This window comes from Cognatishimia activa (genome assembly GCF_001458335.1).
Classification (GTDB): Bacteria; Pseudomonadota; Alphaproteobacteria; order Rhodobacterales; family Rhodobacteraceae; genus Cognatishimia; species Cognatishimia activa.
This window is the reverse complement of record NZ_CYTO01000020.1, coordinates 185,197-209,328: the sequence shown is the minus strand read 5'-3', so window position 1 is coordinate 209,328 and position 24,132 is coordinate 185,197. Positions and strand designations below refer to the sequence as shown.

Annotated in this window: 25 protein-coding genes and 1 tRNA gene; 20 read left to right on the top strand and 6 right to left on the bottom strand. The window is 54.1% G+C overall.

The genetic code is table 11. The features are described 5' to 3' along the window. Positions 1–8 precede the first annotated feature (8 nt). The 6 genes from TA5113_RS10820 (at position 9) to ccoS (ending at position 5,766) form a co-directional block, all read left to right on the top strand. Positions 9–206: a CcoQ/FixQ family Cbb3-type cytochrome c oxidase assembly chaperone gene (locus tag TA5113_RS10820; RefSeq protein WP_058314978.1), complete on the top strand. Its 198-nt coding sequence runs from the start codon at positions 9–11 to the stop codon at positions 204–206. Further along, positions 203–1,069 carry a cytochrome-c oxidase, cbb3-type subunit III gene (ccoP, locus tag TA5113_RS10815; protein ID WP_058314979.1) on the top strand — a complete coding sequence of 289 codons (867 nt, stop codon included), beginning with the start codon at positions 203–205 and terminating at the stop codon, positions 1,067–1,069. The genes TA5113_RS10820 and ccoP overlap by 4 nt, the downstream gene beginning before the upstream one ends. Positions 1,070–1,548: 479 nt before the next feature. After that, positions 1,549–2,979, top strand: a complete 1,431-nt coding sequence (gene ccoG / locus TA5113_RS10810) for a cytochrome c oxidase accessory protein CcoG (RefSeq protein ID WP_058316711.1) — start codon at positions 1,549–1,551, stop codon at positions 2,977–2,979. Next, positions 2,976–3,437: a FixH family protein gene (locus tag TA5113_RS10805; protein ID WP_058314981.1), complete on the top strand. Its 462-nt coding sequence runs from the start codon at positions 2,976–2,978 to the stop codon at positions 3,435–3,437. Before ccoG ends, TA5113_RS10805 begins: the two co-directional genes overlap by 4 nt. A gap of 2 nt (positions 3,438–3,439) precedes the next feature. After that, the gene (locus TA5113_RS10800) at positions 3,440–5,611 is read left to right on the top strand and encodes a heavy metal translocating P-type ATPase (RefSeq protein ID WP_058314982.1); all 2,172 of its coding nucleotides are present in this window, start codon (positions 3,440–3,442) and stop codon (positions 5,609–5,611) included. Beyond that, on the top strand, positions 5,608–5,766 hold the full coding sequence (gene ccoS / locus TA5113_RS10795) for a cbb3-type cytochrome oxidase assembly protein CcoS (protein ID WP_058314983.1): 159 nt from the start codon (positions 5,608–5,610) through the stop codon (positions 5,764–5,766). The genes TA5113_RS10800 and ccoS overlap by 4 nt, the downstream gene beginning before the upstream one ends. A gap of 3 nt (positions 5,767–5,769) precedes the next feature. On the opposite strand, the gene TA5113_RS10790 is transcribed toward ccoS, so the two are convergent. Both TA5113_RS10790 and TA5113_RS10785 read right to left on the bottom strand, forming a co-directional pair. Further along, entirely contained in the window at positions 5,770–6,807 is a 1,038-nt protein-coding gene (locus TA5113_RS10790) for a Hint domain-containing protein (RefSeq protein ID WP_058314984.1), read from the bottom strand. Between the two features lie 34 nt (positions 6,808–6,841). Then, entirely contained in the window at positions 6,842–8,173 is a 1,332-nt protein-coding gene (locus tag TA5113_RS10785) for a D-alanyl-D-alanine carboxypeptidase family protein (protein WP_082625872.1), read from the bottom strand. Positions 8,174–8,769: 596 nt separating this feature from the next. On the opposite strand from TA5113_RS10785, the gene clpS reads away from it, so the two are divergent. From clpS to TA5113_RS10760, 5 genes are read left to right on the top strand one after another with little or no spacing between them, the layout of a single operon-like run. Next, positions 8,770–9,087 (top strand): ATP-dependent Clp protease adapter ClpS, encoded by a 318-nt coding sequence (gene clpS / locus TA5113_RS10780; RefSeq protein WP_245627181.1) that lies wholly within the window; start codon positions 8,770–8,772, stop codon positions 9,085–9,087. Positions 9,088–9,117: 30 nt separating this feature from the next. After that, complete coding sequence (locus TA5113_RS10775) at positions 9,118–10,101, top strand: class I SAM-dependent methyltransferase (RefSeq protein WP_058316710.1); 984 nt, start codon at positions 9,118–9,120, stop codon at positions 10,099–10,101. A gap of 53 nt (positions 10,102–10,154) precedes the next feature. Then, entirely contained in the window at positions 10,155–10,958 is an 804-nt protein-coding gene (locus tag TA5113_RS10770) for an SDR family NAD(P)-dependent oxidoreductase (protein WP_058314987.1), read from the top strand. A gap of 23 nt (positions 10,959–10,981) precedes the next feature. After that, complete coding sequence (gene hemF, locus TA5113_RS10765) at positions 10,982–11,875, top strand: oxygen-dependent coproporphyrinogen oxidase (RefSeq protein WP_058314988.1); 894 nt, start codon at positions 10,982–10,984, stop codon at positions 11,873–11,875. Positions 11,876–11,877: 2 nt separating this feature from the next. After that, positions 11,878–12,249 carry a hypothetical protein gene (locus TA5113_RS10760; protein ID WP_258953925.1) on the top strand — a complete coding sequence of 124 codons (372 nt, stop codon included), beginning with the start codon at positions 11,878–11,880 and terminating at the stop codon, positions 12,247–12,249. An 18-nt stretch (positions 12,250–12,267) separates the two neighbouring features. Here the strand turns inward: TA5113_RS10760 and hemC are convergent, their stop codons facing one another. Continuing rightward, a complete protein-coding gene (gene hemC / locus TA5113_RS10755) occupies positions 12,268–13,236 on the bottom strand; it encodes a hydroxymethylbilane synthase (protein ID WP_058314990.1) in 969 nt (322 codons plus the stop codon). Positions 13,237–13,352: 116 nt separating this feature from the next. Between hemC and hemE the strand changes: the two genes are divergently transcribed. Then, the gene (gene hemE, locus TA5113_RS10750; protein ID WP_058314991.1) at positions 13,353–14,387 is read left to right on the top strand and encodes a uroporphyrinogen decarboxylase; all 1,035 of its coding nucleotides are present in this window, start codon (positions 13,353–13,355) and stop codon (positions 14,385–14,387) included. Here the strand turns inward: hemE and TA5113_RS10745 are convergent, their stop codons facing one another. From TA5113_RS10745 to TA5113_RS10735, 3 genes are all read right to left on the bottom strand, one after another. Continuing rightward, a complete protein-coding gene (locus TA5113_RS10745; protein WP_131726414.1) occupies positions 14,388–15,032 on the bottom strand; it encodes a LytTR family DNA-binding domain-containing protein in 645 nt (214 codons plus the stop codon). Between the two features lie 728 nt (positions 15,033–15,760). Continuing rightward, positions 15,761–15,837: transfer RNA gene (locus TA5113_RS10740), tRNA-Met, on the bottom strand. A 91-nt stretch (positions 15,838–15,928) separates the two neighbouring features. Next, positions 15,929–16,276 carry a RidA family protein gene (locus tag TA5113_RS10735; protein ID WP_058314993.1) on the bottom strand — a complete coding sequence of 116 codons (348 nt, stop codon included), beginning with the start codon at positions 16,274–16,276 and terminating at the stop codon, positions 15,929–15,931. Positions 16,277–16,448: 172 nt separating this feature from the next. On the opposite strand from TA5113_RS10735, the gene TA5113_RS10730 reads away from it, so the two are divergent. From TA5113_RS10730 to TA5113_RS10690, 8 genes are all read left to right on the top strand, one after another. Continuing rightward, positions 16,449–17,375 (top strand): ABC transporter ATP-binding protein, encoded by a 927-nt coding sequence (locus TA5113_RS10730; RefSeq protein WP_058314994.1) that lies wholly within the window; start codon positions 16,449–16,451, stop codon positions 17,373–17,375. After that, positions 17,372–18,133 (top strand): ABC transporter permease, encoded by a 762-nt coding sequence (locus TA5113_RS10725; protein WP_058314995.1) that lies wholly within the window; start codon positions 17,372–17,374, stop codon positions 18,131–18,133. The genes TA5113_RS10730 and TA5113_RS10725 overlap by 4 nt, the downstream gene beginning before the upstream one ends. 101 nt (positions 18,134–18,234) lie before the next feature. Beyond that, complete coding sequence (locus tag TA5113_RS10720) at positions 18,235–19,032, top strand: S49 family peptidase (RefSeq protein ID WP_058314996.1); 798 nt, start codon at positions 18,235–18,237, stop codon at positions 19,030–19,032. Between the two features lie 186 nt (positions 19,033–19,218). Next, positions 19,219–20,184 (top strand): calcium/sodium antiporter, encoded by a 966-nt coding sequence (locus TA5113_RS10710; RefSeq protein ID WP_058314998.1) that lies wholly within the window; start codon positions 19,219–19,221, stop codon positions 20,182–20,184. Positions 20,185–20,550: 366 nt separating this feature from the next. Beyond that, entirely contained in the window at positions 20,551–22,425 is a 1,875-nt protein-coding gene (uvrC, locus tag TA5113_RS10705) for an excinuclease ABC subunit UvrC (protein WP_058314999.1), read from the top strand. Positions 22,426–22,776: 351 nt separating this feature from the next. Beyond that, positions 22,777–23,436: a CDP-diacylglycerol--glycerol-3-phosphate 3-phosphatidyltransferase gene (gene pgsA / locus TA5113_RS10700; protein WP_058315000.1), complete on the top strand. Its 660-nt coding sequence runs from the start codon at positions 22,777–22,779 to the stop codon at positions 23,434–23,436. Between the two features lie 4 nt (positions 23,437–23,440). Continuing rightward, a complete protein-coding gene (gene moaD, locus TA5113_RS10695) occupies positions 23,441–23,686 on the top strand; it encodes a molybdopterin converting factor subunit 1 (RefSeq protein WP_058315001.1) in 246 nt (81 codons plus the stop codon). A gap of 1 nt (position 23,687) precedes the next feature. Beyond that, on the top strand, positions 23,688–24,131 hold the full coding sequence (locus TA5113_RS10690) for a molybdenum cofactor biosynthesis protein MoaE (protein WP_058315002.1): 444 nt from the start codon (positions 23,688–23,690) through the stop codon (positions 24,129–24,131). The last annotated feature ends 1 nt before the right edge of the window (position 24,132 follow it).

The window sequence follows — 24,132 nt, the reverse complement described above, 5'->3', positions numbered from 1 at the left end:
AGGAGATCATGGAAACTTATTCTCTCTTACGTGAGTTTGCAGATAGCTGGATGTTGTTGTTCCTGTTCACGTTTTTCGTCGCTGTGATCCTTTGGGTGTTTCGCCCCGGATCCCGGTCCGAATACCAGGAAACGGCCGATATCCCGTTCCGCCATGCTGATAAACCAGCGCCAGCCGCCGCGACCGAAAAGGAGGCGCAGCCATGAGCAAACAACCGGTTCAAAAAAATGAGGTCTCGACCACCGGCCACGAGTGGGATGGCATCGAGGAATTCAACAACCCGCTGCCACGTTGGTGGCTCTGGACCTTCTATCTCACCATCATCTGGGGCATTGGCTACACCATAGCCTATCCAGCATGGCCAGGTATCAAAGGGGCAACGGAGGGCATGTTGGGCTTTTCCACGCGTGCTGAAGTCGCCGCCGATATCGAAGCGGTCAATACTCAGAACGAGGCGATTAACACCCGCTTGGCATCAGCGGAACTGACCGAGATCGCGAATGATCCCGAACTGAACGGCTATGCGAATTCTGCTGGTGCAGCGGTGTTCAAAACCTGGTGCGCTCAGTGTCACGGGTCCGGTGCTGCCGGGGCTAAAGGGTACCCGAACTTGCTGGACAACGATTGGCTTTGGGGCGGTGATATCGAAAGCATCCACCAGACGGTCACAGCCGGTATTCGCAACGAAGAAAACTTTGATGCGCGGTACTCGGAGATGCCAGCCTTCGGGCGTGATGAGCTGCTTGAAGACGAGCAGATTGATCAGGTCGTGAACTTTGTGATGTCTCTGAGTGGCGATCCAATGGATGCGAGCCTCGTAGGTGAAGGTGCGACTGTCTTTGCGGACAACTGTGCCTCTTGCCACGGCGATGCCGGGCTTGGGGATCGCGACCAAGGTGCGCCGAACCTCGCTGACGCGATTTGGCTATTTGGCGGCTCATACGGCGACATTCGTGAGACGGTTTATAACAGCCGCTTCGGCGTCATGCCGAGTTGGGACACCCGTCTGACAGAAGCACAAATTCGCGCCGTCTCCGCCTATGTGCATCAATTGGGCGGCGGTGAATAAGCGCGCCAAATCAATAAATGTAAGGCCCCCGCATCGATGATGCGGGGGCTTTTGTTCAGAAATAGGTGATGGAGAAATATGCGAACGGTCGTCCGGCGTTTCCATCAACTCCATTCACCAAGGCGGGCGCTACCCTGCCATCTTCCGTCAAAAAAGTTGACTGAACTGGCCATTCAATAACACCGCTTGATCTGTATCAAAGCGATACTCCTGCGAATCTGCGACTTTGTAAGGGAAGACGGGCCGTCGCTCCCACATAACCGACGGCAACGTCCCCGAATACCCACCCTGAGGAGCGTGGGTATGGGTGCCGGTCGTTCTCCTGTTCGCGCGTTTCCGAACGACCGGCACCAAAACTCTCTTCGAAATCAATGGAACAGTTTTTATCCCGCCTTTGATCTTGGTCAAAGTGCAGCTTGGACGACTCGGGCAAAAGCAAGGGGCGAATACGAAATCCCAGCCAAATTGTGAGCCAGTAAGTGTCATCAGATAGCCTATATGCAGCCCGCGAACCGGTGTTTCCACGCCGGGTGAGCGGTCGTTTCCGTTCACTTAAGTGGATCATCATGGCCGTGACGCTCGGCATCTATTACATCGTTCCATGGTTGCGGTGGGACCGTGGTCCTGCGCTGCCAGATCAGGCTGTGCTGGTCGATTTGGCAAACCGTCGCTTTTTCTTTTTCTTTATCGAAATCTGGCCGCACGAATTCTATTTTATCGCGGGCCTATTGATTATGGCCGGCTTGGGGCTGTTCCTCTTTACTGCTGCGTTGGGTCGCGTTTGGTGCGGCTATGCATGCCCGCAGACGGTTTGGACCGATCTCTTTATTCTTGTGGAAAGATGGATCGAAGGGGATCGAAATGCACGGCTCAAGCTCCATCGGCAGAAAAAATGGGATCTTCGCAAATTACGCCTACGGGTCACTAAGATCTTCGCTTGGATTTTGATTGCCCTCGCTACTGGCGGGGCTTGGGTGTTTTATTTCGCCGACGCGCCAAACTTGTTGCGCGACTTGGTCACCGGACAGGCCCATCTTATCGCCTATTCCACAGTGGGAATTCTGACCGCTACCACATTCTTCTTCGGTGGCTTTGCGCGAGAACAGATTTGTATCTATGCCTGCCCATGGCCGCGGATTCAGGCGGCCATGATGGATGAAGACACTTTAACCGTGGGCTATCGCGAATGGCGTGGTGAGCCACGGGGGAAACTCCAGAAAGAAGTAGATCCGAACGCACCTCCGCAGGGCGACTGCATCAACTGCATGGCCTGCGTGAACGTGTGCCCAACCGGCATCGACATTCGTGACGGCCAGCAGATGGAGTGTATCACTTGTGCGCTCTGTATCGACGCCTGCGACGACATGATGGAAAAGATCGGTAAGCCGCGCGGCTTGATCGATTATCTTGCCCTGAGTGACGAGCCTCTTGAACGCGCGGGCACACCACCGCGTCCTATCTGGAAACACGTCTTTCGCTTGCGCACTATGGTTTACACCGGGCTTTGGTCGCTCGTTGGGGTTTTGTTGATTGTTGCGCTGCTCATGCGCTCTGACATCGATGTCACTGTCGCGCCAGTGCGCAATCCAACATTTGTCACCCTGTCTGATGGATCCATTAGAAACACCTACGAGCTGCGCATGCGCAACAAACACGGGGAGGAGCGTCGGTTTGAAATTGGAATTGAAAGCAGTGAGGCGCTGTCCCTGTCCATCGAAGGCTCGGAGGACATGAGCGTAACTGTAGACCCGGACTCAATGCGCCTGCAACGCGTTTACGTTGTTGCCCCCAAAACATCCCAGGCTGCGCAGGGTGCGTTGAGCGACCTCACCTTCTGGATCGAAGATAGCATCAGCAACGAACGTGCCCATAAGGACACGGTGTTCCACGGTAAAGGAAATGGCCAATGACACGAGACAGACAAATTACCGGGCGTCACGTCGCCATGATCTTTGTCAGCGCATTTGCTGTGATTATAGCGGTCAACCTTTTGCTGGCTTTCAGTGCGGTGAAAACCTTTCCCGGACTCGAGGTGAAGAATTCCTACATCGCCAGTCAGACCTTTGACGACCGCCGTCAAGCGCAGCATGCTTTGGGTTGGGAAATCAACGCTTCCGCTGAGCGTGGCGCGTTGGTGCTGTCCATTCGCGATTCATCCGGGCACCCGGTAGAAGCGGCGAGCCTGCATGCGGTGGTTGGACGCGCTACCCATGTTAAAGATGATTTCACCCCAGAGTTTCTTTATGATGGGCAAGATTATGTAGCGCGCGCCAGTTTGGCGGAAGGGAATTGGAACATGCGCATGACAGCGACAGCGCAAGACGGCACAACCTTTGAACAAAGGGTTGTACTGCACGTGGAGCGCTGACGATGACGGCGATCTCTGCCTGTCCTGCATGTGATGCGGTACCTGCGGCGCAGACCGTTGCTCAGCAAGATGTGCTATCTGATCAGTCGTTAGCCCTAAGCGTACCGCAGGTTCATTGCGGCGCATGTATTTCAAAGGTCGAGAACACGCTCGCTGCTTATCCGGGTGTCCACAGCGCTCGCGTAAACCTGTCTTTGAAGCGCGCCTTCGTTGAGGCAGAGCCGCAGGTTTCAATTGATGACCTAATCACGCAATTGGCCGGGGTTGGGTATGAGGCCCACGAGCTCGACCAAGGGGCGCTGAGTGCGACGGTTAATGACAAAGCCAGGCGGGACTTGCTCATGCGGCTGGGTTTGGCGGGCTTTGCGGCGATGAACGTCATGCTGCTGTCCGTTGCCGTTTGGGCCGGGGCGGAAAACGCCACACGTGACTTGTTTCATTGGATTTCGGCGGCCATTGCTTTGCCAGCGCTCGCCTACACGGCCAGTCCGTTTTACAAAAGCGCCTGGAAGGCATTGCGGGCACGGCAGCTCAATATGGACGTGCCCATTGTCTTGGCCATAGTTCTTGCCGTGGTCACCTCCGTTTGGGAAACCGCACTTTCCGGCCACCACGCCTATTTTGATGCCGCACTGACGCTGGTGTTCTTTCTTCTTGCAGGTCGCTATTTGGATCACCGTACCCGCGCTGCCGCACGTTCGGCAGCGGAAGAGTTAACTGCATTAGAAGTGCCACGCGCCACCCGTGTTGACGGGGACACTACGTCGACAGTTGCGATTTCAGAATTGCAGGTGGGCGACCTTGTGCTTGTCAAACCGGGTGGTCGTATGCCTGTGGACGGTGAGATCGTTTCAGGAGAGTCAGAACTGGACCGCTCGCTGCTAACCGGTGAAACGCTACCCGTCTTTGCAAAGCCGGGGCAAAACGTGAGCGCTGGCGAAGTGAACTTGACGGGTCCTTTGACCGTAAGGGCAGCTGCGATTGGCGCAGACACAAGCCTGCAGCGCATGGCGAACCTAGTGGCCATCGCTGAAAGCGGGCGCTCTCGGTATCGCTCGCTCGCAGACAGCGCTGCAAAACTTTATGCGCCCGGCGTACATATCCTATCCGCTTTGGCCTTTCTTGGCTGGTATGTGTTCACTCTTGATGTGCGCACGGCGCTCAACATCGCGGCCGCTGTTTTGATCATCACATGCCCATGTGCTTTGGGCCTCGCAGTGCCGGCAGTGACAACGGCGGCGAGTGGACGCTTGTTCCAAAAGGGTATGCTGGTGAAGAGCGCCACTGCTTTAGAACGGCTTGCGACTGTCGACACAGTGGTTTTTGACAAGACCGGAACGCTCACGCAAGGCACGCCAGTGGTCACCAATTGGGCCGCCTTAGATGCCGAGGCAGCCAGCGTCGCGCTTGCATTGGCATCAGGCTCGGCGCATCCGCTCAGCCAGGCGATTGTTCAGGCCGGGGCAGGGGGCATCGCTGCGGAGCTTAGCGATATCCAAGAGCGTCCGGGCTTTGGCATCGAAGCGGTGTGGCAGGGCAAGCCGGTTCGTTTGGGGCGCTGTGATTGGGTTGGCGCTCAGCCAGTGGAGGGCACCGCTGTTTACCTAAAGGTAGGCGCTGAGACTGCCTTTGCCATTCGCTGCACTGATGCACTGCGTCCGGGTGCTGCGCAAACCGTTTCCGATTTACGAGAACAAGGGTTCCATGTGCATCTGCTGTCAGGGGATGCAGAAAACGCGGTTGAGGCGATTGCCCAAGAGCTTGGGATTGAGGATTGGCGGGCGGAATTCCTGCCAGAAGAAAAATCTGAATATATCAAAGCCCTCAATGATGCTGGTCATCGTGTTCTCATGGTTGGAGATGGTCTAAACGATACCGCAGCCCTAACCGCAGCCGATGTGTCTATCTCTCCTGCATCTGCGTTGGATGCGGCACGCGTGGCGTCTGATATCGTTTTGCTTGGGACTGATTTATCTCCAGTAACCGATGCCTTGCTGGTTGCGCGTCGCGCGGTTCGTCGGATCAAAGAGAATTTTCGTATTGCAACACTGTATAACGTCGTCGCGGTGCCACTGGCTGTGGCTGGACTTGCCACTCCATTGATCGCAGCGATTGCCATGTCCACCAGTTCAATTACGGTGAGTTTGAACGCATTAAGAGTGAGAGTGAAATGACAGTCCTAGGAATCTTAATTCCAGCATCACTTTTGTTGGGCGGTCTTGGGCTTTTCGGCTTCTTCTATACGCTGCGCAAAGATCAATATGATGACCCGAAAGGGGACGCAGAGCGCATTTTATCCGGCGACTATGACGACCACCCGAAACCTTAAGGTTTAACTGACCTTCAGATGAAAGGTCTCTTCTCGCGCAAGCTCTCGCATCAGCCTTTGAACTTCATGCGCCTTGAGCACGCGACGCGCCGTTTTGGTATGCTCAGCAAACGTCGCCAAGCTTTCCAAGCCTTCGCTGCTCTCCTCAGAAAAGGCCTCCCCTGCAATCTTGCCGTGGAACAGGCTTTCCGCTGCCATACCGTTGGCGCGGATGACATGGTGATCTGCTAGAAGAATGTGGTGAAAGCGGATCGGAAGAGCGACTGGTGCATGGCCGATGCCGTTGTAGCCCATCAAGAACTTAGCAGCGATAAGCACTTCGCGATTGCCGAATAGTTCGAAACACAGAACGTGTGAAAACAGAAGACGATGATTGGCCGATACAAAGGTGTCCTTCGCGGGATGTGCTGGACTTAGGGCATGCGCGGGAACCCGGATTGGTCTCGCCATAGGATCAGACGTTTGGTCCAGAGAAAGTTGACAAGCACCGGCCCAAAGAACGGGCTGCAACCCGCTGTCATTTGTCTGAACATAATCCCCCACAACGAGGTCCTGCACTGGCAAGGGGCCGCGATCCGTCTGGATCAAAGTCCCTTCCAGAAAACATGGCACTGTGCCTTTTGATGGGGTGTCATTTACGCCGTAGTTCGCGCCGCCATCTGTGGTCTCTAGGGATTCGCCTTGGCCTGTACCGCCAAGTTGCGTCGATGTCATACCCGCTGCGGGGCCGTTGGTTGCGGTGAACTCGGACTCAAACGAGATGAACTGAACGACCACACCGTCTTCAACCACGGCGACTGCACCATTTTTGTGTACGCCATTGAATGTTGCTGAGTTGGCGGATTCGATGACGTAGATGTCTTTGCCCGCAACGGTATCCTCGACAGTGCCGAGATCATTGGTCGTCCGCACCGACCCGTTGGGATGATAGATCACAATCTGCACGTTGCTTGGATCGCTACCTGCATCAAGTGCGATCTCCACGAAGTCTACGTTCCCGGCACCCAGAAATTTGACCTCAGATACAAAAGGGTCTGGCATGGCGTCATCCTTTCAGAAAGAAAGCAATCCGAGTTTAGCTTGGCCCGATCATGAAACAGTTAACTTGACGGGCTTGCAGGCGACGACATGCGAGGTCTGCTGTCTCACGGGTGAGCCCCATAAAGTTCGCGTCAAAACCACGCTTGGACTTCACGACTTTCCGCAGCGACCCATCGAGCGTGCTCATTTCCGCAAGCGCAGTTTTCAGTAGAACTTTTTCGGCGGCATAGCGGCTGCCATAACGGCCAACGTTGATCCCCCAGTGCCGACCGCCGGAGGTCGACAGGCGAGTTACAACCTGAGGCTCTTGCTCTTCGATGATTGTCGGCGCTGCTGGCTCTGCGGTTTTTGCTGCAGTGGGATAGATTGATGCGGTGTTGGCTTTCGCTTCCTTCAGCGCATTTTTGATTTCAGCATCCATCACTTCGTTCGCGGCCAAAACAGTTGGCGCTGGAGCGCTTGCTGTTGTGGGTCGGATGTTTGGACGAAGGCTCTTTTTCACTGCTGTCGCAACCCGAATTGTTTTGCCGACAGGCTCGGATGCAGACCCGCCAGAGGTGCCTGCATTGCCCGCATAAGCTGGACGTGTCGGTTTGCGCAGGGCGACCCGGCTTGGTGCACGGCGGAAGCCCAGATCAAGCAATTCGGCGACCTTGGCATTGCGAGACGCGGTGGAGCGGCCACCAAATACAGTCGCGATGATGCGTTCGCTGCCGCGTTCGGCAGAGGCAACAAGGTTAAAGCCCGCTGCACGGGTGTAGCCAGTTTTGATGCCATCAGCGCCGCGATAGTTGCTTAGAAAGCGGCGGTTTGTATTGGCCACTTGCTTAACACCGGCGTGCGTCGATTGGCGGGAGAAGAGGTTGTAGTACTGCGGGTAATCATACAGCAGATGGCGCCCCATTGTGGTCATGTCCCGGGCAGTGGACATATGGCCATTCTCAGTAAGACCATGGGCGTTCTTAAATGTGGTCCGGGTCATGCCCAAAGCACGCGCTGTGCGGTTCATCCGGCGGGCAAATGCTGCTTCAGACCCGGAGACGGCCTCACCGATTGCGGTTGCCGCGTCGTTAGCAGATTTCACGGCGGCTGCGCGCACAAGATAGCGCAGGGCAATGCGCTGGCCGGCTTTCAAACCGAGCTTTGAAGGTGGCTCTGCCGCGGCAACTTTGGAAATCCGCACCTTAGTGTCCATGGTGAGCTCGCCGTTCTGAACCGCTTCAAATGCGATATAGAGCGTCATCATTTTGGTCAAAGAGGCGGGATGCAGACGCGTATCAGCGTTGCGTGAATGCAGAACCTTGCCTGAGCGAGAATCGACCACCATAGCCGCATAAGGCGCAGCCACCGCTGAGAGCGCGGTCATGCACAAAAGAAAACCTGTGATCAGGATAAATAGCCCAAAATGGGCCGGCCTGTTTTGCCGAACCTTCACTGTTACTTGCCCTTACTGCCTCTGCCGCCGATTTTTTCGGCTGACCTTTTGTAGAAAGGCTACCATAGGGTGGTTTTTAAAGAAACCCTTTGATTCAAGCGGTTTGCAAAAGTTTAAGGCAGGTTAATTTCAATATTTAGCGTGTGCCGTAAAGTGAGCCACTAAACCATCGATTGTGGCGAGAATGTGGCAGAGAAAGATATCTGCGCGGAACCTGTTCTCGGCCAACTGGAACCTGAAGCCGCTGTTCCGACGCGCACGATTTCTTAGTAAAGTCATGCAAAGTGGTTAAAAAATCGGTTTTTGCGAAGGAAATGTCGCCCGAATCGAGATTCGAGGTATATTGGAAACCAAGGTCAGCGCAGGGCCGCTTATGTCGGTGTCGAATGGATCACATTTTGCTGGATTCAGCCACTGAGCGCATACCAGCGGCCACTGGGGTCTTTCATATTGGTGATGACAGGCTATATAACGCGCGGATACGAAGCATCGGAATGACATTAGGTATGGCAGCACAGCCGTTTTTCATGACGTCGGATAATGAAGATGACAGCGATGTAGGCATCGCGGTCAAAACCCGTGCGCGCACGAAACGGCCGCCGCTGTATAAAGTCCTGCTGCTAAACGATGACTACACGCCGATGGAATTTGTGGTGCAAATTCTTGAGCAGTTCTTTGGCCTGACCCACGCGCAGGCCTTTGAGATTATGCTGACGGTGCACAAAAAAGGCGTCGCAGTCGTTGGTGTGTTTAGCCACGAGATCGCTGAGACAAAGGTCACACAGGTGATGGACTTTGCTCGACGCCACCAACACCCGCTTCAATGCACCATGGAAAAGGAGTGATCCGCGGCAAAGCCCGGGATCAAGAGCCTCATGTCATCTTCTCGATTGTCGCTGGCCGTTGAAAGCGGCCAGATTTCATTGCCTGCCGAAGGGCGAATTGCAGTTTTTGCGCCAAGCGCAGGAATGAACCTGTCGGCTTTGCCGCGCGAACGCGTTCAAGTGATTACGTCTTTGAAGCCCGACTACGACGCCTTCTCTGCAGCTGGATATGATGTCGCTCTCGCACCCGAAGGTGATTATTCTGCTGCCTTGGTCTTCGTAACACGTGCCAAAGCAGAAGCGCGGGCGCTTGTTGCGCAGGCGTCTGAATTAGCGGACATCGTTTTCATCGATGGGCAAAAAAACGACGGCGTGGATTCAATGCTTAAGGATTGCAAAAAACGCGTCGGTCTTAATGGGTCTTTCTCTAAAGCGCATGGCAAGCTCTTCTGGTTTGAGGGGGGGGACTTTAGCGATTGGAAAGAGGCTGGCCCTTCCGAGGTTGCGGCAGGTTTTGTGACCCGTCCCGGCGGTTTCTCGGCTGATGGCATCGATCCGGCATCTGCAGCTCTGGTCGCAGCTTTGCCTGACAAGCTTGGCCGACAGGTTGCGGACTTGGGGGCTGGCTGGGGATATCTGTCCAAGGCTGTTCTGGAACGTGCCGATGTTGAAGATCTATACCTCGTCGAGGCCAATCACGTCGCGCTAGATTGTGCACAGCAAAACATCACCGACAGCCGGGCCAGTTTTCACTGGGCGGATGCGATAACCTGGGAGCCGCGCGCGCGGATGAACACGGTTGTTATGAACCCACCGTTTCACAGCGGCCGCGCAGCCAACCCGGCGCTTGGCAAATCGTTCATTGCGGCCGCGGCGCGAATGCTAGCACCTTCTGGCCAGCTTTGGATGGTGGCCAACAGACACCTTCCGTACGAGGCGACCTTGGAAGGTTTGTTTGGCAAGGTTGAAGAAATCACCGGCGACAATCGGTTCAAAATCTTACGCGCTGAACGGCCTTCTCGCGCGAAGGGATAAATCCGCGTAACGTTCTTCAAGAATCGCGGGCAAAAGACGTAGTGGGGATAGACATGTCATTTTCAATTGCAGGTAAGACCGCCATTGTGACCGGAGCCGCCAACGGGATCGGTCTCGCCATCTCCCGCGAATTCGCCGAGCAAGGGGCGAATGTGATGATGGTAGACATGGATGACAAACAACTCAGCAAAGAAGCAGGCGATGTACCTGAGGGCAGCAAGATCGAGTTCTTCGCTGGTGATTTGCGCGAACGGCTGACAATCGCCAATCTGGTCTCTGCCACCATAGATGCGTTTGACCGCGTTGATATCTTGGTCAATGCCAGCCGCCAAATGATGCGGACAGATCCGCTTGATATGGATGACGACAGCATCTCTATCATGTTGAACCAGAACTTGCTGACGTCCTTGCATCTAAGCCAAGCAGTGGCAAAGCGCATGATCAAGCAGGCTGATGCAGAAGAGCAGGAGGGGCTTGCGGGCTCTATCGTCAACATGTCGTCGATCTCTGCATGCCGCACCAACCCGGACCTTATGGGGTATTCCATGGCAACGGCGGCGCTGGACCAAATGACTCGTGGCTTGGCGACCGCTTTGGCACCGCACCGCATTCGCGTGAATGCAGTTGCCTTTGGATCGGTCATGAGCGCGAGCTTGCAGAATATTTTGAAAGAAAACCCGGATTATCGTGGTGATATCGAAGCGCATACGCCACTCGGTCGCATTGCGCCGCCGACGGAACTTGCTGATACGGTAAGATATCTGGCGTCTGACGCATCTGCCTTTATGACAGGGCAAATCATCACCGTTGATGGCGGTCGGACATTGATCGATCCGGTTTCCTCTCCGGCGCACTAAAGAAACACATACTGGACCGGCGCATGACTGACTCTATGGAACAACAAAAGGCTCAGGCCAGCGCTTGGTTTCGAACACTGCGCGACGATATTGTTGCAGCGTTTGAGGGGCTGGAGGATAGCCACGACGTCGGGCCGTTTTCAGATCAACCAGCCGGACGCTTTGAGGTTACGGAGACCAAACGCGCCTCTGATGATGGGACTGATGCAGGCGGCGGCTTGATGTCCGTGATGCGCGGCGGGCGTGTGTTTGAGAAGGTCGGCGTGAACGTTTCCACGGTGTTTGGAACGCTTGGGGAACGCGCGCAAGCTGCCATGGCTGCGCGCAAAGGTCTACCGGGTATGAAAGATGATCCGAGGTTCTGGGCTTCGGGGATTTCATTGGTGGCGCATATGCAAAACCCCCATTGTCCTGCAGTGCACATGAACACACGCATGTTCTGGACGCCCTATGGTTGGTGGTTCGGCGGTGGTTCCGACCTAAACCCGTGTCTGGAATATGACGAGGACACCGGTCATTTTCATGGTGTCCAAAAAGAGCATTGCGACCGGCACGGAGACCAGCACTATCCCCGCCTGAAGGAATGGGCGGACGAGTATTTCTATATTCCGCACCGCGGCCGCGCGCGCGGAGTTGGTGGTATTTTCCTAGATGACCATAACTCTGGAGATTGGGACACGGATTTCGCGTTCATCCAAGACATCGGCAAAGCCTTTTTGCCTGCTTTTGTTCCCTTGATCGAAAAGCGACGCGTCGACGACTTCGGCGATACGGAGAAGCATGCGCAACTTGTGCACCGTGGTCTCTATGCCGAGTATAATCTGGTTTATGACCGTGGAACTAAGTTTGGGCTAGAGACCGGGCATGACGCAAATGCAGTGCTGATGAGCCTACCACCAATGGCGAAATGGGTCTGAGTTTGTCTTTTGCATACGCATACATGACGCTCTGTTTTGGCGTTGCGCTGTTTCAGATCGCCCTAATTGCCGGCGCTCCTTGGGGTAAGATTACCCAAGGTGGACGCTACGAAGGGCCACTGCCGGTCTCTGGACGGATTGCGGCGGCAGCCTCCATCGTGGTTATTTTGGCGATGGGGCTTTCTGTCATGTCCGCCGCCGGCACTTGGCCAGAATGGCCTCGCTGGACCGGGTTTGTTGCTTTAGGTGTTCAGGCTTTGTCTTGCATTGCAAATTGGATAACGCCTTCATCTGCAGAGCGCCGCATCTGGGGGCCGATAACCAGCCTAATGCTTGGGTTGGCTGCTGCAGTGGTGTTTCAATTTGTTCGGTAGGCTGAGGTTGGGTTCGATCTAGGTAAGGTCGAAAAAGCCAGCAGGTGCCAGGGCCAACAACTCTTCGCCAAGCTCACGACCAAGATCCTCTGCACCAGACAGCAATGCACGCCCTTCAATTTCAAGGCAATCGGACCCGTCTGGTCGCAGAATTTCGCCGCGCAAGTGGATTTCGGGGCCATCAATCTCGGACAGAGCCGCAATGGGTGTTTCGCAGGACCCATCTAGCGCGCGCAAGAAAGCCCGTTCGCAACGCACGCGCCAGCCTGTTTCTTCATCGTGAATAGCGCTCAGCATATGCTGGGCTAGGGAGTCATCGACACGACATTCCAGCCCGATTGCGCCTTGGGCGACGGCGGGGAGCATCTCGTCAGGTTCAATCGCTGACGTGACCTTGTCGAGCATGCCCAGCCGGGTGAGGCCCGCCATGGCAAGAAAAGAACAATCGGCGACTTCGTCTGATAGTTTCGTCAGGCGGGTCTGCACGTTGCCACGGAATTCAACCACGTCAAGGTCAGGGCGTTTGCGCAAAAGCTGCGCGCGTCGGCGCAAGGAAGACGTCCCGACCTTCGCGCCCGCTGGCAACTCGGAGATCGAGCCATACTTCAATGAAATGAAGGCATCCCGAACGTCTTCACGCGGCAGGAATGTCTCTAGCGCCAGGCCTTCGGGCTGCTCAGTTGGCATGTCCTTGGTGGAGTGGACCGCGACGTCGATATCACCGCGAAGCATCGCTTCTTCGATCTCTTTGGTGAACAAACCCTTGTTGCCGATTTCCTTAAGCGGGCGATCGGCGTCGATCATCTGCCGATTGTCGCCCGTCGTCGCGATGACTTCGATGTGAAATGCGGCTTCAGGCAAATCAAAGGCTTCCATCAACCGATCCCGAGTCTCATGGGCCTGTGCCAAAGCCAATGGAGAACCACGTGTCCCTATTTTTAGGGGAGAGTCCGGTGTCGGGAAAGTAAGCGTCGCTGGGTTGGTCATGGCTCGAGGTCTAGCCGCGCTAGATTGTCCTGACAAGGAGAATGCCACCTCCCGAGCCTTGACATCTTGTCGCTTGCGCTAGACCTAACGAGAGACAGCGAAGAGCGAGGAAGACCATGGCAGAGCAAAAAACCATCCTGCGAGCCCTAGCGGGTGAAACCCTGCCAACGCCGCCAATTTGGATGATGCGCCAAGCAGGGCGGTATTTGCCAGAGTACCGCGCGACCCGAGCGCAGGCCGGGGATTTTCTTTCGCTGTGTTACAATTCCGAGCTGGCTGCCGAAGTGACCCTGCAGCCGATCCGTCGCTACGGGTTTGATGCCTCGATCCTGTTTGCAGACATTCTTTTGTTGCCGCAGGCCTTGGGTGCAGATCTTTGGTTTGTGACTGGCGAGGGGCCACGACTTTCCACGATTCAGTCTCAAGCGGACTTTGATGTGCTGAAGCCAGCAGATGCGGTGCACGACACGTTGTCGCCAATCTATGAAACGGTACGTATTCTGCGGCGCGAACTTCCTGCCGAGACTACATTGATTGGCTTTGCTGGAGCGCCTTGGACCGTTGCGACGTATATGATCGCTGGACGGGGGACGCCCGACCAAGGGCCAGCGCATGCGCTAAAGGACGAAAATCCAGACCTATTTGGTCAAGTCATTGATCGCCTGGTCGAAGGAACAATCACGTATTTGTCTGAACAGATCAAAGCAGGCGCTGAAGTGGTGAAGCTCTTTGACAGTTGGGCAGGCTCTCTCAAAGGCGCCGACTTTGAGCGCTACGCGGTAGAGCCAACCAAACGCATTATTGCGGCGCTGAAAGACATGCATCCAAATACACCGATCATCGCTTTCCCCCGTGGGGCGGGTGAGCGATATGAAGGTTTCGCGCAAGCGACTGGCGCGGATTGCGTGGCTTTTGATGATGGTGTGACCGCGGCTTGGGCGGCTCAACATGTTCAGAAAGATGGGTGCGTTCAGGGCAACCTGAAATCATCCCACATGGTTACGGGCGGAGATGCCTTGGTTGCGGAGACACGCGCCATTGTGGACGCGCTAAGGGGCGGGCCTCACATCTTTAACCTTGGGCACGGGATCACGCCGGATGCGGATCCCGAAAACGTGCAGTTGATGATTGATACGGTGCGCGGCCACTGATCACTCGGCTGCATCTCGCCCTTCTTGTCGCTCTCGGATCATTTTGACGTTCTTACGGCTGATCGGATGCACGGTTCCGGTGGTCGCAAAAATGCGCGGGTTGCCGTTCTCATAAATAATGCGCCCCATGGCGTCCCATGCGAGCCAAACAGAACGGTGTATGCGCATACCTCGTGCCGGGTCTAGCTTCTCCTCAGCTGCTGTCAGCGACATAGACAAAAGCTGTTCGCCGTTTTGTGTTGTGACACGGATGTATTTATTCTCAGCAACGATTTGTAAGACGGGCCCCCTGACTGGGGCCAAAAGAAGCCCTTGTATCTGCTCGTTCTCTAGGTCGGGTTTTGCGGTTTCAATTGGGACCTCTACAGGCGCACTTTTTTCTGGCCAACGCAGAACGCGAACGTTCAGGTCTCCTTCGTCCAGGATTGCCTGAAAGTCGCTTTCCAAGACAAACAGCAGAATCAGAAGAGCGGAGCACGCGACTGTTGTCTCAGAAACAATGAGCCCCAAAAACTTCATCGCATAACTGTGTTCCTCAAAAAAACCTTCTGGCACCCACAAGAGCATAATGATTGCTTCGGGCACCACAGTTGGGACCACAGCGACAAACGCGGCGATCAAAAGTGGCACACCATATGGCGCCATACGCACAACATTCCATGGGGCAAGCCATATGAGACAAGCGGCTTGAACAAAGGAAAGTGCGAAGGGCAGAAAGAAAAGGAAAGCGAAGGAGAGATGCTCAAATCCGCTGGGTTGCAAGAGAGGCAAACGAAGCGAGGCGAGGCTTACAATCAAAACGAAAAGCGGAGAATAGGCTGTTTTGATCGCATAGAGTCGTAGATTTCTTTCAACGGTGCGTTTGTTTGGGGGCAGGGTCGCCGATTTCTGTAAATACAGGGAAAGAAAGTCCGAAATGGTGCTAGGCAAGAGGCCTCCATTTGAGTTCGTTAACACTGAACGTTCTCAAAGCTGTAGATCCTTTGGTGTTCCCACTCCCCAGCAGCCCAAAGGAACCGTTGCTCGTCGAACGTAGGTTTAGCTTAGCGACTGTGGCCGCGGATGAAAGCGTTGCTCGCGAAACTTGTGAAGTGCGTCACGAAAACGTGCTTTCGAGTCAGGCGCTTCCAAAGCAGGGTAAATTCAGCGCCCGTTACTTGAATGCGTTTTCTCCCCTCGTATTCGCAGGCAGGGGTCGCTGACATAAAAACGCTGCGGTTATTGCAATTGCATCCCCATATGCATCCCCCAGGTTGCACCAATACCATGTGTTTTAATGATCAAGGCCAGCAAGGTGTTGCTGGCCTTGTTTCTATAAGGCAACAACGGACTTCGGGCCGATGAACGGGTGGGTTCTTTATAAATTGGGGAAGTGGTGGCGTGGGGGAGACTTGAACTCCCGACCTCTCGATTATGAGTCGAGCGCTCTAACCAGCTGAGCTACCGCGCCATGAGTGGAGCGGGGTTTAGGCCAGCCCGCAGATAGCGTCAAGAGGAAAGCGACGAGAAAATCCCGTCGCTTTCAAAAAAATGTGCAGCACTTATTTGGCGGCGGTGACGATCATTTCGACCTTCAGTTCCGGGCGTGCCAATTTAGACTCCCCGCAAGCCCGCGCAGGCGCGTGGCCTTCTGGCACCCAGGCGTTCCAAACCTCATTCATTTCAGCGAAGTAACCCATGTCAGACAGCCAGATGGTGCATTGCAAAATGCGGGTTTTGTCGGAACCGGCTTCGGCGAGCAGGGCATCAATCTTGTCCAAGCACTCTTGGGTTTGTTTCTGAATAGACTCACCTGCTGTTCCCACTTGGCCAGTCAGGTAAATCGTTTCGTTGTGGACAACGATCTTGCTGCTGCGGACGCCAGTGTGTTTGCGAATGATCTCGCTCATGACTTACACCTCTTCGTAATGGATTTGTATTTCGTGACCTGTGACAGATCGTTCTGTCGGGGCGTCTATATGCAAAAACGCATATTGTCTTATGCCAATTTACGCAATTGGATGTGACCAGCTGGCGGGCTAAGTACGCACTGCAATGTGAGGCATCTTGGGAAAGAGAGCGATGTCTATTTTAGAAATTGAAGACCTTAAAAAGGTCTATGAAGGTGGCTTTGAAGCGCTCAAGGGCGTGAGCTTAGAGATTGAAGAAGGTGAGATCCTAGCTTTGCTTGGGCCAAACGGCGCAGGCAAGACCACGCTTATTTCCACCATTTGCGGAATCACGACCAGCACATCAGGTGATGTGCATGTGGGTGGTTTTAATATCAAAGATGATTACCGCGCTGCGCGCAGTCTGATTGGACTGGTGCCGCAAGAAATCAACCTCGAACCTTTTGAAACGGTTTGGAATACGGTGCGGTTCTCGCGGGGGCTTTTCGGTAAGAAGCGCAACGACGCCTACCTAGAGACGGTGCTGCAAAAGCTTAGCCTGTGGGACAAAAAAGACAGTCGCATCATGGAGCTTTCGGGCGGCATGAAACGCCGGGTGTTGATCGCCAAAGCGCTGAGTCATGAACCGCGTGTGTTGTTCTTGGACGAACCGACTGCTGGTGTCGACGTCGCGCTACGCAAAGACATGTGGGACACGGTCGCGGAACTGAAGCGTGATGGCGTCACAATCATTCTGACCACGCATTACATCGAAGAAGCAGAAGCGATTGCCGACCGGGTTGGAGTGATCAACAAGGGCGAATTGCTGTTGCTTGAAGAAAAGGCGTCGTTGATGCAACGGCTTGGTAAGAAGCAAATGAAGGTTGAATTGCAAGACGCCATTCAGTCATTGCCTGAAAGCCTGAGCGCCTATGATCTTGCGTTAGAAGAAGGAGGCTCTGTGCTGACCTATTCGTATGACACGCGATCAGAGCGTACTGGTATTACAACCTTGCTGTCGGACCTTTCGGCGGCGGGGCTTGTGCTTAAGGACTTACAGACCGCGCAGAGCAGTTTGGAAGACATCTTTGTCGGTCTCGTTGAGGAGGGCCAATCATGAATTGGACCGCAATTACCGCCATCTACAAATATGAAATGGCGCGTTTCTTCCGCACGTTGACCCAGAGCTTTATCTCTCCGGTCATTTCTACGTCCCTTTATTTCGTGGTGTTCGGCGCTGCCATCGGCAGCAGGATCGAGCAGGTCGAAGGCGTAAGCTATGGCGCATTCATTGTCCCAGGTTTGATTATGCTTTCGATCATGACACAGGGGATTTCGAACGCGTCGTTCGGCATCTACTTTCCGAAATTCATAGGGACGATCTACGAACTGCTTTCTGCACCAGTGAACTTCATTGAAATCGTCATTGGGTATGTCGGCGCCGCGGCGACCAAGTCGCTCTTTATTGGTGTTGTCATTCTGGCAACCGCCGGGTTCTTTGTGGATTTAGAGATTCAGCACCCCATCGCGATGATCGCCTTTATGGTTCTGACTTGTACAAGTTTCGCGCTGTTCGGATTCATCATCGGGATCTGGGCGAAAAACTTTGAGCAGCTTCAATTGGTGCCGCTGTTAATTGTGACGCCTTTGGTTTTCTTGGGCGGGTCTTTTTACTCGATCTCGATGTTGCCTCCATTTTGGCAGACAGTGACCCTGTTTAACCCGGTTGTTTACCTGATCTCTGGATTCCGCTGGGCATTCTTTGGATTGGCAGATGTCCCGGTTGGATTGAGCCTCGTGGCGATTGCCGGGTTCACAGCGGTTTGCTTGGTCGCGATCTGGTGGATCTTTAAGTCTGGCTGGAGAATTCGCAGCTAAAAGTCTCATTTTTTGGGGAAAAAAACTGCAAAAGTATCAAATGGGCGCTTTCTGAAAGCGCCCATCTTGTTTGGCAAGGAAACGCGTTCTACATGCGATGCATGAAACGTTGGATCCCATTTACGAAGAAGTCTCCCACCGTCGCAGTTGTGCGTTTGGCTGGTGTTATTGCAGCCGGAAACCGCGGTGGCCTGAGCGATCAGGCGCTCGCCCCTTTGATCGAGAAAGCTTTCCGCCGCGGCAAGCCTGATGCGGTTGCGCTTATACTAAATTCTCCGGGTGGCTCGCCTGTGCAAAGTGCACTGATCGGAGCACGTATCCGTCGTTTAGCAGAAGAGAAGGATATCCCGGTTTACGCATTCGTTGAGGATGTCGCCGCGTCTGGTGGGTACTGGCTCGCCGCTTCTGCCGATGAAATCTATGTGGACGCGTCATCCGTCGTTGGTTCTATCGGTGTGATTTCAGCGGGCTTTGGTGCCCATGAACTCCTTGAGCGCCATGGCATTGAGCGCCGCGTACACACAGCGGGCAAATCGAAATCTATGCTCGATCCGTTCCGTCCCGAAAAAGAAGAGGACGTGGAGCGGCTCAACACAATGCTCGAAGATATCCACGAAAACTTCATTGTTCATGTTCGAAGCCGACGTGGTGAAAAGCTTGTCGACAACGAAGACCTTTTCACCGGCGAGATTTGGATTGGTCAAAAGGCGGTCGACCAAGGGCTTGCCGACGGCTTGGGTCACATCGTGCCGGTGATGAAAGAGAAGTTTGGCAAGGACGTACGTTTCCGCCGCTATGACCAACGCCGGCCCTTCTTGCAGCGGTTCGGCGCGCAGCTTGCGCAAGATGCCCTAACCGGGCTAGAGGAACGGGCAAGTTACGCGCGGTTTGGGCTTTGAAGTGTTAGCAAAGATTGTTCTCCTTTTTCTCGCAGGCATGGCTGTCTTGGCCATGTTCGGCAAGCTTAGCGTGCCGGGCAAGAAGACCCTGCAGAAACAGTTGAACGCAAGACGATGCTCCGATTGTGGGCGATTTCAGTTTGGTAAGGGCCCTTGTCCCTGCCGCAGCAAAAAGGGCTAAAGTTCATGCTCGTTTGGCTAACGGCCGGTTTGGGTCTGATAATTCTGCTTCTCGCTGGGGACGCATTGGTGCGAGGTGCAGTCAACCTCAGTCTGCGTGTGGGTATCCCCGCGTTGATCGTAAGTCTGACCATCGTTGCTTTTGGAACATCTGCCCCTGAGTTGCTGATTGCAATCAGCGCGATTGATGACGGTGCTCCAGGTATCGCAATGGGGAACGTGGTCGGTTCTAATACGGCCAACGTGCTGATGGTTCTTGGCATTCCAGCCATTTTGTCGCGATTGCATACAAGCACCTGTGATACGCGAAAAAACTATTTGTTCATGATGGGCGCCACGGTGCTTTTCATCGGATTGGCTTTCTGCGGTGTCTTCACTTGGGTAAGTGGCTTGATCTTGTTGGCCGCTCTGGCCTTCGTTTTGGGTGACGCTTTTCGTATGGCGATGCAACATCGCAAGGCGGGAAAAACCGTTTGTGACAATGCCGACGAAGATCTGGAGGATCTAGAGGGCGCAGATCCAGATTTGCCTTGGTGGCGGATTATTGTGTTTCTTGGCTTGGGCTTGATCGGTTTGCCGTTTGGCGCGGATCTGCTGGTCGATAGTTCTGTTGAAATTGCGCGGATGTTCCATGTGGAAGAGGCGGTGATTGGCTTGACGCTTGTTGCCGTTGGCACCAGCCTCCCTGAACTTGCCACAACAGTCATGGCAGCCTTGCGTCGTCAGGCCGATGTAGCTTTGGGCAACGTCATCGGGTCAAACATGTTCAACCTGTTGGCCATCGTTGGAATTGCGAGCTTGATTGGCCCAATCCCTGTTGATCCAGAGTTCCTAGAGTTCGACTTGTGGGTCATGGCCGGTGCAAGCCTGTTGCTGCTGCCATTTGTCTGGTTCAAGAAAGACATCACACGCCGCTGGGGTGTCCTCTTAACGGCCCTCTATGTCGCGTACATCTTGGTCGTACTTTCCTAAAACTAAGCCGGTTATAGGTCGCGGGTTATCAGACCGATACCAGGTCATTTATTGTCAGTAGAGTGAGCGGCGGTAGCCACAACCAAATAAGTTGTGCACCGGTCACACTTCCGTCACGGAAGCGTTACAAAAATCATAGTGTTTTCAGTGTTTTGGCTGGCTTGAAAATTAATTTATATTAAAATCAATGACTTAGGGTTTTGCCTAAAAAATAGGCAACGATTGATTTTGGGTTAAAAATAAGGGGATTTCGAATGTCAGAGAAAGTTATCTGCAGAGTTATCCACAGAATTAGTGGACATGTTCTCTCTTGCCATAGAGCAACTAAGATTGCAGGCAGGGTAAGAATCATAGCTCAATGTGCCCATGACTGACCAAGACCCGAAATCCGAACCATCATTGACCGGACACGCCCGTATCGCGGCGTATCTAAAGACTTTGGATGGATCCCCAGGGGTTTACCGGATGCTGGATGCGCAGGCGCGTGTCTTGTACGTGGGGAAAGCGCGTAATTTGAAAGCGCGCGTGTCGAATTACTCTCGACCAACTGGGCACACAGGCCGGATCGCTCGTATGATCAGCGAAACGGCGACCATGATGTTTCTGACAACAAAGACAGAAACGGAAGCGTTGCTGCTAGAGCAAAATCTCATCAAGCAGCTGAAACCAAAATACAATGTGCTTCTGAGGGATGACAAAAGCTTCCCGAATATCTTCATCTCTTCCGAGCATGATTTTCCCAAGCTTGAAAAGCATCGGGGCGCGAAAACCCAAAAGGGCCGATACTACGGCCCCTTCGCAAGCGCTAAGGCGGTCAATCGGACCATCAATACATTGCAGAAGGTTTTCTTGCTGAGAACATGTTCTGACCGAGAGGTCGAGGCAGGTGACCGCCCTTGTCTGAACTACCATATGAAACGCTGCGCTGGTCCATGCTGTGGCGCGATCAGCGTGGAGGACTATGCAAAGCTCGTCAAAGAAGCGGATGACTTTCTATCGGGTCGCTCGACCCGCGTTCAGGCCGAACTCAAGGAACAGATGAAAGACGCGTCCGATGCCATGGAGTTTGAAAAGGCGGCATCGCTACGCGATCGGATTGCTGCTTTGACTCAAGTGCAGTCGGCCCAAGGCATCAACCCGCGTGGCGTGCCCGAGGCTGACGTTATTGCTTTGCATATGGAAGGGGGGCAGGCATGCGTACAGGTCTTCTTCATCCGTGCCAATCAAAACTGGGGGAATTGGGATTACTACCCGCGCGCAGGGAATGAGATTGATGCGGCCGAAGTGCTGGGTGCTTTTGTGGGGCAGTTCTATGACAGCAAAGACCCTCCGAAGCAGGTGATACTTTCCCACGCAATTGAAGATCAGGAGCTTATGTCCGAGGCGCTTGGCGAAAAGGCCGGTCATAAAGTGCAAATCCTGGTGCCCCAGCGCGGCGAAAAAGCTGAGCTTGTTGCAGGCGCTTTGCGCAATGCAAAGGAGTCTCTTGCTAGAAAGATGAGTGAGAGTGCGACCCAGGTTAAACTTCTCAAAGGTGTCGCCGAAGCCTTCGATCTTGATCAACCGCCAAAGCGGATCGAAGTTTACGACAACTCTCACTTACAGGGCACAAATGCGGTAGGCGGTATGATTGTCGCCGGTCCCGAAGGGTTCATGAAGAACAGCTATCGCAAATTCAATATTCGCGGTGAGGACATTACGCCTGGCGATGACTTCGGAATGATGAAGGAAGTGCTGCTGCGGCGGTTCAAGCGGCTTCAAAAGGAAGACCCCGAACGCGAGAAAGGCCAATGGCCCGATTTGTTACTGATTGACGGCGGTGCGGGTCAGGTCTCTGCCGTGCATGAAATCATGCAGCAATGTGGCGTCGAGGACATTGCCATGGTCGGTGTCGCAAAGGGCGTAGACCGTGATCATGGCAAAGAAGAGTTTCACCGGATCGGACAGCGCCCCTTTGCGTTGCGCCGCAATGATCCAGTCCTCTATTTCATCCAGCGGTTGCGCGACGAGGCCCACCGATTTGCGATCGGAACGCACCGTGCGAAACGGGCGAAGTCGGTAAGTGCCACTCCATTGGACGATGTGCCAGGTGTTGGGGCGACCAGAAAACGAGCCCTCTTGGCGCATTTTGGAAGTGCCAAAGCGGTGAGCCGCGCGAATCTCCAAGACCTCAAAGCAGTGGATGGAATCTCGGACTCATTAGCGGAATCAATCTATGATTTCTTTCATGAAGGACGCTGATCAGACTCCTAACCTAAAGTATAGTTACCTACCCGATTTTTGTCCGAATTGCTCTGCGCCATCTAGGCTAAACCTTTGTCGTTCATGTAGAATAATTCTAACGAAGCGTGCACGCTGATGGACGTCTCTGTAACTCGGATCACTAAGCATCCCGATCCGTCTTTGCCCCCAGGGGAGACCATCAGCAATCGAAAGAATTTCGGGGAGTAAATTGCTTCGGCACGAGGCCCGGACATACCCAATGTCCGGGCCTCTTTGATTCTGGTCCATTTTTAGATGCTGAGAGCACAAGCTCATTGTCGCGCGGCTCGAGGGCTTTTCACCAAGCGGGAGACCGGTTAGGAATGGCACATGACCTGGACCTTCCCGAATATCCTGACCGCACTGCGCTTGTTGGCAGCGCCAATGATCGCAGTGATTTTTCTTGTGCTGCCTCGGCCCTTCGCAGACATTCTCGCCTTAACGTTGTTTGTTTGCGCTTCGCTGACTGACTATCTGGACGGCTATCTCGCGCGGAAATGGAACCAGGTAACAAAGCTCGGTGCGATGCTTGATCCAATCGCTGATAAGGCGATGGTGGTGATAGCTCTGATGGTTATCGTTGGTTTCTCATCTCTGTCTTTGGCTTTGGTTTTGCCTGCGGCGATAATTCTGTTTCGTGAGGTCTTTGTGTCTGGTCTAAGAGAGTTCCTAGGCGACACAGCCGGTACGTTGAAAGTAACGAAGCTGGCGAAATGGAAGACGGCTTCTCAGATGGTTGCAATCGCTGTGCTGCTTGCCCAAGGGATTTTTGAACATTACTTCGGCATGTGGTCCTGGGGTATGGATCAAGAGACAGTGGCACTTATCCTGTCCGGCGGGAGTGAAGACGTGAATGGTTTGCGCTCCGTCTATTCAGGCGCTGTTTGGACGAGCCAAGCGGGCTTGGGGCTTTTGTGGATTGCGGCTGTGCTGACCCTCGTGACCGGGTTTGACTATTTCCGCAAAGCAGCACCGTTTTTGAAGGACTAACGCCATGGAACTTGTCTATTTTGCATGGGTAAGAGAGCGGATCGGCCTACCGAAGGAACGCTTTGAAACCAGTGCCGCGACCGTAAATGAACTGGTCGACGAATTGCGCGCCAGAGAAGAGCGCTATGCCTTAGCGTTCTCAGACCTGACTGCGCTAAGAGTGGCGCTAGATCAGGAGCTTTCGGATTTTGATGCTTCTCTGAGTGGCGTGCGAGAAGTCGCTTTCTTCCCGCCAATGACAGGTGGCTAAGATGCGGATCGTTGTGCAAGAGGCGCCATTTGATCTGGGTGCGGAGAGTGATGCTTTCGCCGCTCAACACGAGGGAATGGGGGCGGTCGTCACCTTCACAGGCATTGTGCGCAACAACGCCGAAGGCACGCTGCAGTCGATGCAGATTGAGCACTATTCGGGTATGACGGAAAAGGCGCTGACTAAGATTGCAGAAGAGGCGATAAAGCGTTGGGATCTCGGTGATGTTTTGGTCATCCACCGCTATGGCAATCTCAAGCCTGGCGAACGGATCATGATGGTTGCAACCGCCTCAAAACACCGCGCTGATGCGTTTCAGGCTGCTGATTTCTTGATGGATTTCCTGAAGTCCCGAGCACCATTCTGGAAGAAAGAGATCACCTCTAACTCTGCAGAATGGGTGGCGGCAAAAGACGATGATGAGGACGCGCTGAAGCGCTGGTAAA